Here is a 15,650-nt window from a genome sequence, read left to right as displayed (position 1 = left end):
CGGTGACGACCTGTTTTTCGAAAGGCGTGTTGTTGAGCACACGGAAAAATTGATCCAGCTCGGTCTGAAGCGCACTGCCAGGCTGGTTAAGCAGAAAAAGGATCAGATTACGGAAGGTGAGATAGCGTTTTCGGGTGAAATCGCACGCATTTTGGCGATGAGTAGCAATGAATTCCGGGCTATCCAGCAAACTGGTTAATTTATGTACAATTTTTAAGCAGGATCTCGCTGGTGGGGTCAACCGTTGGATTGGATTTATGGCTCAATTCAGTGACTCCTGAGTTGGTTTGTGGACCCTAATTATATGATATTTTTAGTGAAATGTCTTAAGTTGATGGCATTGCCAGTTTACGACCGTCGTCATGGCGCATAAGAGCTGATATCCGATATAGTCCGCGAACAATGCTTTTATTATATATCATGCTCGCTTACTTTTGTACTCCTTAGTAAGATGGCTGAACCTTATGCGTAATCAGGCAAAATTAAGATGTCCCGTTTCTTGAAATTCCTCCAGACTATGTTTTAAAGCCTACTGCAAGGCTATTGTCGCTCAAGTCTCAGGTGTTTTTCATTGGGGGAGCCCGAGTGGCTTGGAGGACGGGTTTAGGGCGACGTGTTGTCCGGTCTTTTGTCGTCCATCATGCTTAGCTGTAAAAATAAAAGTCGTTTTTTTTCCTCTGTTTCACGGCATACATGGCCATGTCTGCCCGCTCTACCAGCGTTTCCGCCCCCGCCCCGTCTTCAGGGTACATTGCAATCCCGATGCTGGTTCCGATAGAGACACGAAGGTCGGTGCCCTCAAACTGAAAAGGGGTTTCGAGCGAGTTCAGAAGTTTGCGTGCGACCGTTGCGGCGTCCTTTTTTTCGTCAAGCGAGGGCAACAGGACCGTAAATTCATCACCACCATAGCGGGCAAGGGTATCCCCCTCTCGCAGACAATGTGTCAGACCGGCGGCGACTTTTTGCAACAGCTGATCGCCAACCCCATGCCCGTAGGTATCGTTTACCGCTTTGAAATCGTTCAGGTCGATAAAAAGCACGGCAAGCTTCTGCCCATTACGGCTCGCCTGACTGACAGCCAAGGTAAGTCGGTCCATAAACAGGCTCCTATTCGGCAGCCCGGTCAGTGTATCGTGAGAAGCATGAAACTCCATCAATGCCAGTGTCCGTTTGTGCTCCGTGATGTCCCGCACAATGCCCAAAAAAAGAGGCTTTGCTGGAGGGGGCTTTGCATAAGTTAGCGCGGTGTCGTTCGCCTCGAGCGGAGAGGCAACTGTAATGTCACAATCCAGGTAACCGATCCCTCCATGGTAAGTTTTAAGTTTGATCTCTTGGGTTACTGACTCTCCCACCTCGTTCTTACCAAATAACAGTGGAAGCTTAGCGATGTCACCCTCATGAACGAGCCGAGAAAACGGTTGGCCAATCAGCTCCTCTGTCGGTAATCCCAAGAGACTCTCGGAGTGATGATTCAGATAGTTGATGCACTTGCGCTCATCCAGTGAAAAAACCAGATCCGGAAGATGATCAAGTGTGTGCTTAAAAAAATCGGCCGTTAGCGGGTTAGACCAGCCCGTAGCCGCCTGAGAGCGGGCCTGCCGTCGTTCTAAAACCGTGCCGCCGACAGCCCGAATTAATTCATCTACATCGTAGGGCTTTCTTAGATAATCGCAGGCACCCAGCTTGAATGCTTGCCTGACGATGCGATAGTCGGAATGCCCGCTGATAATGATGACCGGAGCGTCAACGCCCGTTTCTTTCAACCAGGCCATGATCTCTAAACCGCTCTTTCCAGGCATGCGGATATCCAACAAAACCAGATCATAGGCATTCTCTCGTAATCGCTGGCAGACGGCGTCGCCATCCTCGGCACCGTCAACCTCGAACCCCTTGTCACGCAATATCGAGCATAAACTGTTAAGCAACCGCGGCTCATCGTCACCAATGAGCAGCCGCCCCAAATACTCTGAAGTTTCGCCGGTGACGTGGGGAGTTATATCAACGTCATCACTGGCGGAGTTTTCGCTGTAGTATTGCAAGATGGACACCAGTATGTCGGAGCAAGGGATTTGCTCCGATGATCAACCCGATAATAATAAACTGTACATTTTGACCTCACTAAAAAGCCTGAAGTCATCATCTCCCGCTTTTGGCCGCAGAGATGAAATGCGTTCATAAATTGCGTGTTAAGAAAGCCCCGATACAACAACCACGCCCCTGATCTACAGCGGAAAGTCAGTTTGAAGAGACGCACTGAGCGCTTTGGTTAGTTCGCTCGGTAAACCAATGGCTTATTGATCGTCTGCCACTAATCTCCAGGTGGTTACTTCCGCCGTTGAGATCCCTTCATTTTTGAAAACGCGCTTTACAGAAGCTTGCACGGGCCCATGTCACCATAGGAAATTATTGGACGTGTATGGACCCCCTCCTCTATTGCGGTGGTGTGGACCTCTGTGGAAACTCTGTTTAACTCACTTGCGTGCTTCCGATAGCGCCTTCACATGCTAGCCGCAGCCATGCTGTGGTCATAGCCCGTCTCATTCTTTACCAATGCCCAGGCGCAGGCCGGACAAACGTGCCAGTGGTGGCGCCACCAAGATCGGGGCTCGCTGGTAAGGGCGTGCCAGCCAAAGCAACACCGGCAGCAGGCGCGCTGGCGGTGTGCCAGCGGTCAGATCAGCCGCCCTATCAGGGCGGATCAGTTATCGCTGGTGTCAGCCAGGTAGGCTCCGTCCTCGTCATGGACTTCCTGGCCGGTCACCGGCGGGTTGAAGGCGCAGATCAGGCGCATGTCCTCGGTACCACCGTACAGAGTGTGCTTGTCATGGTTGTCCAGGGCATAGAGGGTACCGTCGGTAATCTCGTGAACTTCACCCGTGGCGAGGTCCTTGATGCGCCCGTTACCGGCAACGCAGTAAACGGCTTCCAGGTGGTGCTTGTACCAGAAAGTGTGCTCGGAGCCTGCCTTGATGATGGTTTCGTGGAAGGAAAATCCCATTCCGTCCTTCTTGAGCAGCAGGCGGCGGCTGGTCCACTGCTTGTCGCTGACTTCACGCTCGGTACCAATGATGTCCTGAACTTTAACGATTTTCATGGGCGTATCTCATGGTTGGTTGGCCAGAATCGGGCTAAAACGTCTTATAGTATAAACATTAGGCATCTATATAGTTCAAGCGGCCCTTTCCTCCCGCCACTGGTCATACCCCTCTAGCGCTTCCCGGCTGTCATTGCCCGGTGTGGCCGCTCCGAACGCCGCGAGATGCTTAGCGTGCGATATTTTCCGTCTCGTGAGGTGGCCCTAGACACGTGCGTCACCGACTCTGCTGGATCGCGTTCTGCGACGATGGCGGGTGACGCATGGCCTCACTTGCCTGCAGCGCCGGAGGCGTGGACCTCCGGCGCATCATCAGCGCCGGAACAAGGGCGGCCAGGAAGATCGCGCCGACGATAAAGAAGCTGTCCCGGTACCCCAGCATGTTGCCCTGGCTGTAGATCACGCGGCCAAGATAGTTCATCGCCCCGGCCTGGCGTATCGCTTCCGGCACGCCAGCCTGTGCAAGCAAGCCGGTTACTTCGCGCAGCATATCGGCCGTCGCGCTGTTGCCTGCATGCTGCGCGGCCGTGAAGCTGTCTACGTAGAGCTGAGACCGCCGTTCCAGAGCGATGGAAAGAAGGTTGACGCCAAACGCCCCGCCGAGTTGGCGCACGAAGTTGATTGCGCCGGAGCCCTGACCGAGTAGCGTCATGGGTAGCGCCTTGAGGGCGCCGGCGTTCAGGCTCGGCATAATGAAACCAAGGCCGATACGCCCCAGCATGATCCACCAGGCGAACAGCCAGAACGAGGTATTGGTATCCACGCCGGTCATCAGAAACGATGACAACGCGAAGACCGCGAGCCCGAACATGACCGTGGCATAGGCGGGCGTCTTGTCGGTCAGCCGCCCCGCAATGGGGAAGACCAGGGCCAGAATCAGACCCGCCGGCATCAGCAGCAGGCCCGAGCGCGTCGGCGTGTAGCCCTGGATCGTCTGCACGAACAGCGGAATCAAGAAGGTCGAACCGTAGATTCCCGCCCCGAAAATGAAGGCCACCACGGACGCGCCGGCATAGACCCGGTTCGTGAAGAGCTTGAGATTGAGCATGGGCGCGGGTGTGCGCAGCTCCCAGACGATGAAGCCTATGCCCGAGACAAGGGCGACGGCGAAGTCGCGCAGGATGGAATCGGAGAACCATCCGTCACGTTGTCCATTCGACAGGCCGTTGAGCAAGGTCACGAGGAACACGGTCATCAGTCCGAAGCCGATCCAGTCAAACCGGCGCGGCGGACCGGAGGCTGCGCGCCCCGGCATGAAGATCGTGGCCAGGAACAGGCCGATGAGGCAGAACGGCACGGCCATGAAGAACACATACCGCCAACTAAAGCTGTCGACCATGATGCCGCCCAGCGTAGGGCCGAGCGCCGGGGCCAGCACCACACCAATGCCGTAAATTCCCATGGCCGACCCGCGTTTCTCCGGCGGGAAGACCAGGAAGATCGTCTGCATGGCGAGCGGCTGGAGGATGCCGGCCGCGCCGCCTTGCAGGACGCGGGCCAGGATCAGCACGCCCTCGGCGGGGGCGAGCCCGCCCATGGCGGAGGCGGCGATAAAGACTGTTAGCGCCAGCATAAAGGTCGCGCGCTGGCCGAGGGTCTCGACCATCCAGGCATTCAGCAGCATGGTCCCGGTCATTGCGGCGAGGAAGCCGGTGGAGAGAAGTTGCGCCTTGTCCTGGCCCATGCCGAAAGCGCCCATGATATCCGGCAGGGCTACATTGACGATGGTGGCGGTCAGGATAGTGGCGATCGTGCCCATCATGACCGTCGCCGTGACCAGCCAGCGATAGGACGGGCCGAAGCGGGCGAATAGCCCCTCGATACTGTCCGGCCGGGGCGCGCTAGTCATCGGCTCTCGCCTCCAGCTCCACCATCATACCCGGCTTGAGTTCGCCGCCGTCCTGCTGCACCGCGATGCGCACTGGCAGGCGCTGGGTGATCTTGGTGAAATTGCCGCTCGGGTTGGGGTTGGGCAGCAGGGCGAACTCGCTGGTGGCGGACTGCCCGACGCGCGTGACCCTGCCCTCAAAGCGCCGCCCCGGCAGGGCATCGACAGTGATCGTCACGGTCTTTCCCGGCCGGAAGAAGCGGATGTCGGTCTCTTTGACGTTCGCCTCGACGCGCACCCGCTGCGGGTCATGCACCATCAGCAAGCGCTGGCCGGGGGTGACATATTCGCCCTTGTCCACGAAGACCCGGTCCACAACGCCGTCGAATGGCATGACGAGGGTGCGATCTTCGAGGTCGAGCGCCGCCCGGGCCTTTTGTGCACGCAGACGCTGTTCCTCCGGGCCGAGTTCGGCGAGCTGGGTGCGGAGCACCGTGAGTTCCCCGCGCGCGGCTTCAGCCTCGACAAGGGCGGCGCGGGCATTTTCCAAGTCCGCCTGGGCGCTCAACGCCTGTTGTTTTGCCGTCTCCAGCGCCGCCCGCGTCTGGTCCAGGCGCGCACGGTTGATGGCGCCGCTCGGCGCCAGCTTCTCCGCCCGGTCATTGTCCTGTCTGGCCAGATCGCGTTGCGCCGTCGCTCCTGCCAACGCGGCCTCCGCCGCCCTCACCGCTGCCTGTTTGGCGGTAATACGACTTTGCGTCTGACGGTCGGTGAGAGCGATGCGCGCTTCGATTTCCTCGCGGCGGCGGGCAATCCCGGCGAGTTGCGCGGCAAGCTCCTCGACGCGGAGGCGGCTTTCCCGGTCGTCGATCCGCATCAAAACCCTGCCTCTCTGCGCGGCATCCCCCTCGGTCACTTCGAGCGCCGTCACCCAACCGGGAACCCGGCTGCTCATGGCAACAATGTCGGCGGCGACACGGGCGTCCGTCACAAAGACATGCGTGAACTGCTGATACGACCACCAGCCACCTCCTCCGAGAACGATCAGCGCCGCCAGAATCGCGCCATACCGTCGCCATGGCCGGATGCGGGCAGGAGGTGAAACCGCCTCTGACCCAGCCTCCGTCTCCTTGTCGGGGACTGTGCGCAGGTCGGTTTCCGGATCGTCGCCCTGGCGTTCGAGACGGGTCACATGCTGGTCCACGGCCTACCCCTCATCGGTCTTCGTCCGCAAGCCGCATCGCCCTTGGCGTGCCGCCCAGCTTGCCGGCGATCTGCTCCAAGACCTTCAGGCAAGTCGTTACCTCGGCTTGGGAGAGGTCGGAGAAGATTTGCGCGCGCACCGCCGCTGCGGTTGCTTCGATGCGTTCCAGAACAGGGGCGGCCTCCGCGCGCAGGTGAACCGATTTGGTGCGGCGGTCGCTAGCTTCTGTCCGGCGTTCGATCAGCCCCTCGGCTTCAAGCCGGTCCAGCGTGCGTACCAGGGTCGGCCCCCGCACTCCGACCGCCTCGGCCAATTCACGCTGGGTTGCCGCCTGGGGCAGGCGAGAGAGATGTAACAGGGTCAACCAGCGGGACTCGGTGAGGCCAAAGGTGGCCAGCCGCCGGTCGATTTCGGCGCGCCACAGCCGGGCGACCAGCCCGAGGCGAAGGCCGAATTGTTCCTGATCGTCGAGGGGCTTCGTCATCTCATTGCCTGCATCATTATGTAGCTGTACTATAATCAATAGATAGCTATGTATCAAATTGCGAGGGATGTAGGCCCCGAAGGCTGCACTGTCTAGAGCAGAGGACCGGGAAAGGCGTTCCATCCCGATCACAGAAAGGAGCACCACGATGTACCGGACGATCCTCCTAGCCTATGACGGCAGCCGGCAAGGCCGTGAGGCGCTGGATCAGGGGGCCGAGCTGGCTTCGCTTTGCCAGGCTCGTGTCTATCTCCTCGCCGTCGTCGCCCATGAACTGGGTGTCGCGCTCGCTGAAGCGGCGGCCCCCTCAGACCTGCCGGAGCGAGAATATCAGGAAGTGCGCCGCGTGCTGACGGAGGGCGCGGAAGCGCTGCGGCGGGCGGGACTTTCCGTCGACACGCGCCTCGCCGCGGGCAACCCCGCCGAGGAGATCGGCCGAATGGCGCACGAGGTCGGCGCGGATCTGGTCGTGGTCGGTCACCGCGAACAGAGCGCGCTGGCCCGGTGGTGGCACGGCTCCGTCGGCGCTTCACTGCTCGCCCACGCGCCATGCAGCCTGCTGGTGGCCGTTGCGGACCGGTAGTTGTCGAGGAATATGTCGCAGGGTCTTCATCAAGGTCTTCGCCGGCTAGGAGTCTACGCGGCAGAAGCCACGTTATGGCAGAATAGATCAAAATTCTTCAGCAGCAGGAAGTCTGATGGGAACCACCTTCCGCCCGTATTCGCCCGACCAGGAATTGCTCCTTCCCCCAAGCCTGAACGAGTGGCTGCCTGAAGGCCATCTGGCGTATTTTGTCAGCGATGTCGTCGAGGAGCTGGATTTAAGTGCGCTTTATGCCCGTTACGACGGTGACGGCCGGCGCAATTCCCCCTTCGATCCACGGATGATGCTGAAGGTTCTGATCTACGCCTACGCGACGGGCACATTTTCATCCCGCAAAATCGCCCGGAAGCTGGAAGAGGACGTGGCCTTCCGGGTACTGGCAGCAGGCAATTTTCCCAGGCATCGAACCATTTGCGATTTCCGCAAACAGCATCTGGCGGCGTTCAAGGCTGTGTTTATTCAGGTCGTCCGGATCGCCCAGGAAGCGGAACTGATCACTTTGGGGACACTTGCGATTGATGGCACCAAGGTTCGGGCCAACGCGAGCAAACACAAGGCCATGAGTTATGGCCGTATGCAGGAAGAAGAGAAACGCCTGTCCAAAGAGGTGGATGAGCTGTGCCGCCAGGCTCGTCGAACGGATGAAGAGGAAGATCAGCAGTTCGGCCCGGATCAACGCGGTGATGAACTCCCTGAAGAGCTTCAGCACCGCCAGGCACGACTGGACAAGATCCGTGCCGCCAAGGAGAAGCTGGAAGCGGACCAGAAGGAGCGGGACAAGGCCCGGGGCCGCTCTCCGGACGACGATCGCCGCTCACCCCGTGGTGGCCGGAATTTCAAACGGGATTACGGGGTACCGGACGACAAGGATCAGAGTAACTTCACCGATCCCCAAAGCCGGATTATGAAAACCTCAGATGGGTTCCAGCAATGCTACAACGGCCAGCTGGCCGTTGATGGTGAGTTCCAGCTTATTGTTGCCAATCATCAGGGTAGTAATCCCAGTGATAACGGTTGTTTGCTGCCCTTACTGAACGAGGTGAAAGACACCTTGGGTACCTATCCCCGGCAGTGTCTGGCCGATGCCGGCTACCGTAAGGAAGATGATCTTCAGACCCTGGAGTCCAAGGATATTGATGGTTATGTGTCACTGCGACGGGAAGGCAGAAAACCCGGAGAAATAGATGCGACCCGGTATCCGGCGACGGCGCGGATGGCGGAGAAACTGGCCACCGCAGCCGGACGATCCGTTTATGGGCAGCGCAAGCACTTGATTGAAGCGGTCAACGGCTGGATCAAGAATGTGCTGGGGTTCCGGCAGTTCAGTCTGCGAGGTCTCAACGCGGTACAAGGTGAATGGGATCTGGTCTGCCTGTCGCTCAACCTCAGGCGGATGAGCACACTGATGAGACTGATGTAGAAAATCTGAGGGATACTTTGCCGTATAGAGTGCCCAATGTACGGCTGTCATCTTGCCTGTAGCCAGGACGGTGGCGGAAAATCGAGATTTAGCCTGGCTGGATATCTCGGTCGGCCGCGACCATGAGCCCAACCGTTTGTCAGGTGCAGTGGGAATGTTGGCTTAAAATACTTCTGCCGCGCAGACTCCTAGCCGAACGGTTTTTTGTCGACTACCGTGATAGAGGTACTCAGGCTTGCCCAGGTTCGGCTCATTCCCTTTGTTTCGCACTTGTTCACACACAACCCCTTGGCCCTCCCGACAATCTAAGTTGGTTGCTTCTTAATCCCAAAGCAATGCTCCTCTGCGGGAAATTCGCCGGCTCTGACCTCTCTTTCATACAGCGCAAACACATCCTTGATTTGGGCGCTCAGATCGACGTACTTTTTGGCAAATTTCGGCGTGTAGTCAGAGAACAAGCCTAGGATATCCTCCGTTACCAGCACTTGGCCATCACACTCGGGAGATGCGCCAATACCAATGGCAGGAATGGTTAAAGATTGCGTAACACGCCGCGCGGCGGCTTCAAATACCCCTTCAATTAAGACTGAGAACGCGCCTACAGACTCAAAAGCCTGTGCTTCTTCAACCAACCGTTTGGCTGCAGCCTCATCTCTGCCCTGGGCCTTAAATCCGCCCATAGTGTTTGCATGCTGAGGACGCAAGCCAATATGTGGCATTACCGGTATACCACGACTGACCAGGAACTCCACCGTTTCAACAAGCTCTAACCCACCTTCAACCTTGATGCCCTGAGCACCAGTTTCTGTCAGTAAGCGCGCCGCGTTTCGGAAAGCCAGCTCCTTGCTTTCTTGATACGAGCCATAGGGCATATCGATAACGACGCAGGCTTTCTGGCTGCCACGCACCACTGCTGCACCATGGTTAATCATCATATCCAGAGTAACGGGCAGCGTAGAATCGTATCCGTAAGCCACCATCCCTGTGGAATCCCCGACGATGATCAGATCGACAAAAGGGTCCATGAGTTCTGCCATGGGCTTCGTGTATGCTGTAAGGGAAACAATGCTACCTCGTCCTTTCATGGCCTGAATCTTAGAGGTTGTTATCTTCTGGCTGGAAGTATGAGTACTCATATTCACTCCTATCTGAGGTGGACCCAATCAGTTGGACAACCTGATGGTGTCCCTAAGCTATGATCCGGTTGTTTCCCTGGCTCAGGCTGCCAGAGATATGGATTGCCCGTAGTACACCTCATCGGGCGTTTGGTAATCAAGGGTTTGGTGGTACCGGGTCTGATTGTAATGCCGGAAGTACCGGTGGAGCGCCTGCTTCAAGTGTCGGCCATCCTCGAAGGCAGTGAGGTAGACGCACTCGTGTTTGACGCTGCGCCAGAGCCGTTCCACAAAGATGTTGTCATGGTAGCAGCCTTTACCGTCCATGCTGATCCGGAGGCCATGCTCTTTGAGAACGCTTGTGAAGGCCTCGCTGGTGAACTGGACGCCCTGATCGGTGTTGAAGATCTCCGGTGTTCCGTGGCGCTGTAGGGCCTCCTCCAGTGCATCGACGCAGAAGTCTGTGTCCATGGTGTTGGAGATCCGCCAGGACAGCACCTTGCGGCTGTACCAGTCGATGATGGCGACCAGATACATGAAGCCCCGGGCCAGCGGCACGTAGCTGATGTCAGTTGCCCAAACCTGGTTGGGACGATCGATCTTCAAGCCCTTGAGCAGGTACGGGTACACCTTGTGCCCGTCGCCCGGAACACTGGTTCTTGGTCGCGGGTACACGGCCTGAATGCCCATGGTGCGCATCAGCCGCTGCACCCGTTTCCGATTGACCCGGTAGCCCTGGTGCTGCAAGTGGACCCGCATCTTGCGAGAGCCATAGTACGGCGTTTCCAGGTGCTGCTGATCAATCAGATACATCAGATGCAAATCCTCCTGACATTGCTCACGAGGGACGTAGTACACCGATGAGCGGCTCAGCTTGAGCAGCTCACACTGGCGCGAAAGGCTGATCTTGGGATGACCTCGCTCGATCATCGCCAACCGCTGTTGACGGCTTACTGATCGAGCTTGCGCGACAAAAAATCGCGTTCCACCGTCAGTCGGCCAATCTCGCGGTACAGCTCGTCTGTGCTGGGTTCATCGGATTGCTTGCCGGCCTTCTTCTTGCCTTCGAAGAGACCCGGGGCATTCTCCAGCAACTCGCGCTTCCAAGTGCTGACCATGGTGGGGTGGATCTGGAAACGGGCAGCGATTTCGGATGTGGTCTGGTCACCCTTGAGGGCGGCCAGGGCGACTTTGGACTTGAACGATGCGCTGTATTGCTTGCGTTTCTTGCTCATGATTCTCCTCCTTGTGGAGATGATGAATCAGAGCTTAGGCTCCTGTCCAAAATTTGGGGTCCACTTCAATCCTTGATCAGTTAAATCACAACGAAATTGAGAAACCGCACCACACCAAACACCACAACGCCCGAGACAACCGGCCACCCCAGGGACTTTGTTTTCCACCAGACTAGCAGGGTTACGCATCCCCCAACAGCCGTTGCAACCCAGGCATTCAGGGTGCCGGCTGCGGGAACCAGCGAAGCCCCCAGCATGGCCGCAATCATCACCGGGCCGAGCACCCCGAGCCACCTGGGCATGGCCGCTGTACCGCCCTGACTGTCTTCCCGAGCCAGACGCCTCTGCATCCACACCAGTGGTAACAAACGCATTAACAATGTACCCGCTGCGGCAACCATCACCGCAACCCACAGCTCACCAGCCATGCGTTAAACCTCCGCCCGTGTATTGGATTGCATCACAAAGAACACCGCCGCGCCCAGAAGCGCCGCAACCGGTATCGCCATATTGGGCAGGCCATTAGCCGCGAACAACAACGCCACGACAATGGCACACCCGAGCGCTGCAGCCCATAACCAGGAAGTGAATCTCGGGGCCAATAGAACCACAAACAGGGCCGGTAGCGCGAAGGGCATAACGTCATTCAGTAATGGCCAGCGCCCGGTCAGCTCCTGCCCCACAAAAGCTCCTAGGGCCGTGCCCCCTACCCAACTGAACCAGGCCAGCAACATGGCGCCAGTGAACCACCCCAGGCGTTCCGAGGGTGGCAACGCCGGCAGGCGGGTGTGCGCCAGAGCGAAGACCTGATCCGTCAGCCCGTGCATCAACCAGAACCACCACCGGTTCCCGTTGAGCCAGGGGGCCAGGTTCGGGGCATAAACCAGATGCCGGGCATTGATCAGCAGCGTCATCACAACCACAAGCCACAAGGGGGCTCCCGACGCCACCATGCCAACAAACAGGAACTGGGAGGCACCCGCATAGATAACCAGGGAGATGATGATGGCTTCCCAGCTGCTGAAACCGGCCTGATTGGCGATCAGGCCAAACGAAATCGCCACCGGAATGTAGCCACCGAGCAGCGGAGTCGCATCCCGTACCCCACTCACCCACGCGCGCCCGCCCGCACTGATTGCCTGGTCGCTCATGATTCCTCACCTTCTTTCTGATACACGATGGTGACCAGTAACGTGGCCCAGGAGTCCCGGGTGCGATAAAGGTGAGGTTGCTCCGCATCGAAGGTGTGACTCTGCCCAGCCCGCAAATGCTGGCTGTGGCCAGTGACACCGACTTCCAGCTGACCACTGACAACGGTAACGGATTCCTCTGCTCCCGGCGTATGGCTCTCCGCCATGCGTGTGGTATTGGGAGCGCACGACATCCAGTAAGCGTCTACCCGGGGATTGTCTTCCCCCTGATCCACAAGCCGGACCTGCACACCTTCCTCACCAACCGGCACACGGATCGGGGCAACGAGGTTGCCGAAGGGGACATTAAGCTGAACCGCCAGTCGCCAGATGGTATCCAGGGTCGGATTCCCATTTCCCTGTTCCAGGCGGGAAAGATTCGACTTGGCAACACCTGCAGCGGCGGCCAGCCCCGAGAGCGACCATCCGCGAGCTACCCGAAGGGACTGAAGGTGTCGCCCCAGGGTTTCGAGAGAATGCTGATCCATGTAAACCACTTCCAATGTTCCATTTATAGAACGTTCTACAAAAGGAACAAGGAAATGTCAATTATGAGGTGCTAATAGCGGCAGCATCCTAGTGCTACTAAGGCTCTCGTTCGCATCCGGCTAACAGCAAGGAGGTGCCGCCTGACGCGCCGTCACTGCAATTAACCAGCGGGCATTCACCAAGGCATTGTCTACGTATTTATCAGTGCCAAATGGAAGATTTAATGAGATGCGTATCCGGGGCGCCTCGTCCAGCAACACCAGGTGATGCTCCACGTTCTAGATGGTGACATGCTTCGTACTCTCTAACCCTATTTCTACCATCCCCACAGTGTTGCCAATCAGCATCACCGAGATACTAACTTCTTCACGGGTTCGAACCACGGAACAACTGCATGCTCCCAGCTTCCTGATCTCTTTTCTATGTCCTATACGTTTCAAACCGACCTTTTTGCCAGCAATGCCCACACCCCAGCAGAAGACAAGAGAGTGCCGCCCACCACATTAAAACGACGTTGTGCTCTGGGCGAGGTGAGAAACCGACGGGCCGATGCGGCAAACAGAGCGTACAGTGTTGCGTTGATCGTGGCCAAGACCACGAATGTAATCGCCAGAAGCCAGAGCTGCTGCGTAACGTTCGCGGCTGGCGTCACAAACTGGGGCAAGAACGCAACGAAAAAAACAATTCCTTTTGGGTTAAGGGCGGTTACCAGATAGGTATTGAGGAACAATTTCCATCTCGATCCACCCCCTGCTGTCTTTTCGATTCCTCCAATTTGAACACCAGAACGTAGAAGCTTAATTCCCAGGTAAAGGAGGTAAAGACCTCCGGCCCACTTGACCACTGTGAACCAAAACGCTGAGGTGGTTAAAAGAGCTCCCAAGCCTAGTAGAGAAAACAGAAGAGCAGTGGAGTCTCCGAGAGCAACGCCATTATTGTGGAATCGACCTGCACGCCCGCAACCTGTATGTCTGCATCATCGACCAGCAAGGCGAGGTGTTGCTGCACAAGGAAGTCAAAGCCCGCCCGGAATCGCTGTTGGCTCTGCTAGAACCCTTTCGTGATGACCTGGTGGTCGGGGTCGAGTGCATGCACTGCTGGTACTGGATCTCGGACCTGTGCGAAGAACACGGCATCAACTTCATTCTGGGCCATGCGCTGTACATGAAGGCGATCCACGGCGGTAAAGCCAAGAACGACCGCATCGATTCCTTCAAGATCGCGATGCTCATGCGGGGCGGTAATTTCCCATTGGCTTACGTCTACCCCAAGGAGATGCGGGCCACCCGCGATCTGTTGCGCCGTCGCACTCGCATCGTCCGGCATGGGGCCATGCTCAAGGCCCACGCTGTGAACACTCTGGGGCAGTACAATATGCCGCCCAGCAAAGCCAACCTCAACAACCCTGGCGGCCGCTCACAACTGACCGCTGCGTTTACCGATCCAGATGTTCAGCGCAACGTCGATCTGGACCTGGCGATCGTCGACTGTTACCAGCACGAACTCAAAAAGCTTGAATGGCACCTGGAGCAGCAAGCCAAGAAACACGACCCGGCATCACTCAATGTGCTGAAAACCATTCCAGGAGTCGGTCGAATCCTGGCCCTGACCATTCTCTACGAAGTCGGCGATATCCAGCGCTTCGAATCGGTTCAGAAATTCGCGTCCTACGCTCGCCTGGTGAAGTGCAAGGCGGAATCCGCCGGCAAGGTTTACGGCACTCAGGGCAACAAGATCGGCAATGCCCATCTGAAGTGGGCGTTCTCAGAAGCTGCTGTGCTGTTCATCCGTAACAACGACAAGGCCAAGCGCTACGTTGAGAAGCTTCAGAGGCGGATGAACAAGGCCAAGGCCCTGTCGGCCCTGGCCCACAAGCTGGGACGAGCGGTGTACTTCATGCTCAAAGACAAACGGGTGTTCGATGAACAACGGTTCCTGAAAGGTTAGTCACGCCTCGGGCTGAGCATGACGTCTAACTGGATCAGAAAGGATGACACCGAAGACTGCGAGTCCGCTGACTGGTACGCCGATGCCGAAGCGGTTTTCTGTCACCGATGTCGAAACCAGATGCCTTGATTGGCCAGCCCGTGGGCGTGCCTTAATACCATGAGCCAGTGCGCTTACACCGGTCCTGAGCCTGACACTAACTGGAGCCATGCAGCCCGACACCTTGAATAGTGCCAGTGACCGGTTAACCGATGAATGTCTGGTGCCCCTGACCCACTGATGGAACGACCGGTCAGGCGGTGGCCTAAAGCCACGTAAGAGAGCCCCTATATGTGTTTGCTGTAAGTGCCTGACAGCTCCGCGAGACTGACGAAGCAGGCGTTCTTGCTCATGGGTTTAGGTTGGCCGCTGGCGCGGCCAAAAAAATGACTATTGCCTGTTGATTCCGAGAAGGCTCATATGTATTATAAATCAGTGACTTTGGTGCTCATGAGAGCGCTGTTTCCAGAGAAGCCGAACTTCTCGTACAACCCCTGAGCATCGCGGGTTTGCAATACCATTTGGGTTCCTTTTACAGCCGGGTGAGCAACCAAGCATTCCATGATCCACTGCCCCAAGCCAGTGCCCCGATACTCGGGCTCAACCACAATATCCGCTACCCAGGTGAACGTAGCACTATCGGTGACTGCCCGCCCAAAACCAATCTGTGTGGGACCATGGTAAAGGCTGAAACAAATAGAGCCAGCAACCATGCGCTCTACTGTTTCCGTGGGACGGCGGTCACCCCAATAGGTTGCAGCAAGCAAGCGGTGAACGACATCCAGTTGCACCTTGGATGTATCGTCAGTTATTAGGTAATCATCCTTGCGCCATTCCATTGATCGCTACTCCCTGATTTATAACACCTAAGCATTTAATGGTCGTGCGCAGCATGACCTTTAAATGTCTGTTGGACTAAGCCGCCGGCACCGAAGCTGCCGGGCGACGCATAAGGGTAAAGTAATCGGGAGGCAAGGCTCGGAACGGTGAGGCTGGCTGCC

At 57.3% G+C, this 15,650-nt stretch carries 14 protein-coding genes and 2 pseudogenes; 3 read left to right on the top strand and 13 right to left on the bottom strand.

From position 1 onward, the window contains the following. From AC13C0_RS02825 to slyA, 6 genes and pseudogenes are all read right to left on the bottom strand, one after another. Positions 1 to 241, bottom strand: a pseudogene (locus AC13C0_RS02825) (hypothetical protein); the annotation flags it as partial. Positions 242 to 644: 403 nt separating this feature from the next. Next, a complete protein-coding gene (locus AC13C0_RS02820) occupies positions 645 to 2,039 on the bottom strand; it encodes a diguanylate cyclase domain-containing protein (protein WP_150994398.1) in 1,395 nt (464 codons plus the stop codon). A 659-nt stretch (positions 2,040 to 2,698) separates the two neighbouring features. After that, a complete protein-coding gene (locus AC13C0_RS02815; RefSeq protein ID WP_053115217.1) occupies positions 2,699 to 3,094 on the bottom strand; it encodes an ectoine synthase in 396 nt (131 codons plus the stop codon). A 217-nt stretch (positions 3,095 to 3,311) separates the two neighbouring features. After that, complete coding sequence (locus AC13C0_RS02810; protein ID WP_482953922.1) at positions 3,312 to 4,943, bottom strand: DHA2 family efflux MFS transporter permease subunit; 1,632 nt, start codon at positions 4,941 to 4,943, stop codon at positions 3,312 to 3,314. Continuing rightward, a complete protein-coding gene (locus AC13C0_RS02805) occupies positions 4,936 to 6,126 on the bottom strand; it encodes an HlyD family secretion protein (protein ID WP_482953921.1) in 1,191 nt (396 codons plus the stop codon). The genes AC13C0_RS02810 and AC13C0_RS02805 overlap by 8 nt, the downstream gene beginning before the upstream one ends. Before the next feature lie 10 nt (positions 6,127 to 6,136). Next, a complete protein-coding gene (slyA, locus tag AC13C0_RS02800) occupies positions 6,137 to 6,610 on the bottom strand; it encodes a transcriptional regulator SlyA (protein ID WP_150995245.1) in 474 nt (157 codons plus the stop codon). A 148-nt stretch (positions 6,611 to 6,758) separates the two neighbouring features. Between slyA and AC13C0_RS02795 the strand changes: the two genes are divergently transcribed. Together AC13C0_RS02795 and AC13C0_RS02790 are read left to right on the top strand one after the other, a co-directional pair. Next, positions 6,759 to 7,193 (top strand): universal stress protein, encoded by a 435-nt coding sequence (locus tag AC13C0_RS02795; RefSeq protein ID WP_085595623.1) that lies wholly within the window; start codon positions 6,759 to 6,761, stop codon positions 7,191 to 7,193. A gap of 115 nt (positions 7,194 to 7,308) precedes the next feature. Beyond that, a complete protein-coding gene (locus AC13C0_RS02790; protein WP_482953920.1) occupies positions 7,309 to 8,634 on the top strand; it encodes an IS1182 family transposase in 1,326 nt (441 codons plus the stop codon). 305 nt (positions 8,635 to 8,939) lie between these two features. On the opposite strand, the gene panB is transcribed toward AC13C0_RS02790, so the two are convergent. The 6 genes and pseudogenes from panB to AC13C0_RS02760 all read right to left on the bottom strand — a co-directional run bounded on the left by panB (position 8,940) and on the right by AC13C0_RS02760 (position 13,546). Further along, a complete protein-coding gene (gene panB / locus AC13C0_RS02785) occupies positions 8,940 to 9,770 on the bottom strand; it encodes a 3-methyl-2-oxobutanoate hydroxymethyltransferase (RefSeq protein WP_104417066.1) in 831 nt (276 codons plus the stop codon). Positions 9,771 to 9,778: 8 nt separating this feature from the next. Further along, positions 9,779 to 10,984 (bottom strand): annotated as a pseudogene (locus AC13C0_RS02780) (IS3 family transposase). Between the two features lie 80 nt (positions 10,985 to 11,064). Beyond that, positions 11,065 to 11,412 carry an AzlD domain-containing protein gene (locus AC13C0_RS02775; RefSeq protein WP_104417580.1) on the bottom strand — a complete coding sequence of 116 codons (348 nt, stop codon included), beginning with the start codon at positions 11,410 to 11,412 and terminating at the stop codon, positions 11,065 to 11,067. A 3-nt stretch (positions 11,413 to 11,415) separates the two neighbouring features. Further along, complete coding sequence (locus AC13C0_RS02770; RefSeq protein WP_104417579.1) at positions 11,416 to 12,135, bottom strand: AzlC family ABC transporter permease; 720 nt, start codon at positions 12,133 to 12,135, stop codon at positions 11,416 to 11,418. Beyond that, entirely contained in the window at positions 12,132 to 12,662 is a 531-nt protein-coding gene (locus AC13C0_RS02765; RefSeq protein WP_104417581.1) for a helix-turn-helix domain-containing protein, read from the bottom strand. Before AC13C0_RS02765 ends, AC13C0_RS02770 begins: the two co-directional genes overlap by 4 nt. A gap of 437 nt (positions 12,663 to 13,099) precedes the next feature. Beyond that, positions 13,100 to 13,546: a LysE family translocator gene (locus AC13C0_RS02760; protein ID WP_258075653.1), complete on the bottom strand. Its 447-nt coding sequence runs from the start codon at positions 13,544 to 13,546 to the stop codon at positions 13,100 to 13,102. A gap of 59 nt (positions 13,547 to 13,605) precedes the next feature. On the opposite strand from AC13C0_RS02760, the gene AC13C0_RS02755 reads away from it, so the two are divergent. After that, on the top strand, positions 13,606 to 14,610 hold the full coding sequence (locus tag AC13C0_RS02755; RefSeq protein WP_104417577.1) for an IS110 family RNA-guided transposase: 1,005 nt from the start codon (positions 13,606 to 13,608) through the stop codon (positions 14,608 to 14,610). A gap of 464 nt (positions 14,611 to 15,074) precedes the next feature. Here the strand turns inward: AC13C0_RS02755 and AC13C0_RS02750 are convergent, their stop codons facing one another. After that, positions 15,075 to 15,488, bottom strand: coding sequence for a GNAT family N-acetyltransferase (locus tag AC13C0_RS02750; protein ID WP_104417576.1), 414 nt, complete (start codon positions 15,486 to 15,488; stop codon positions 15,075 to 15,077). Positions 15,489 to 15,650 lie beyond the last annotated feature (162 nt).

The organism is Marinobacter sp. B-21 (assembly GCF_056857895.1).
The sequence above is the reverse complement of the archived record's forward strand: the minus strand, read 5'-3'. Positions and strand labels throughout refer to the sequence as shown.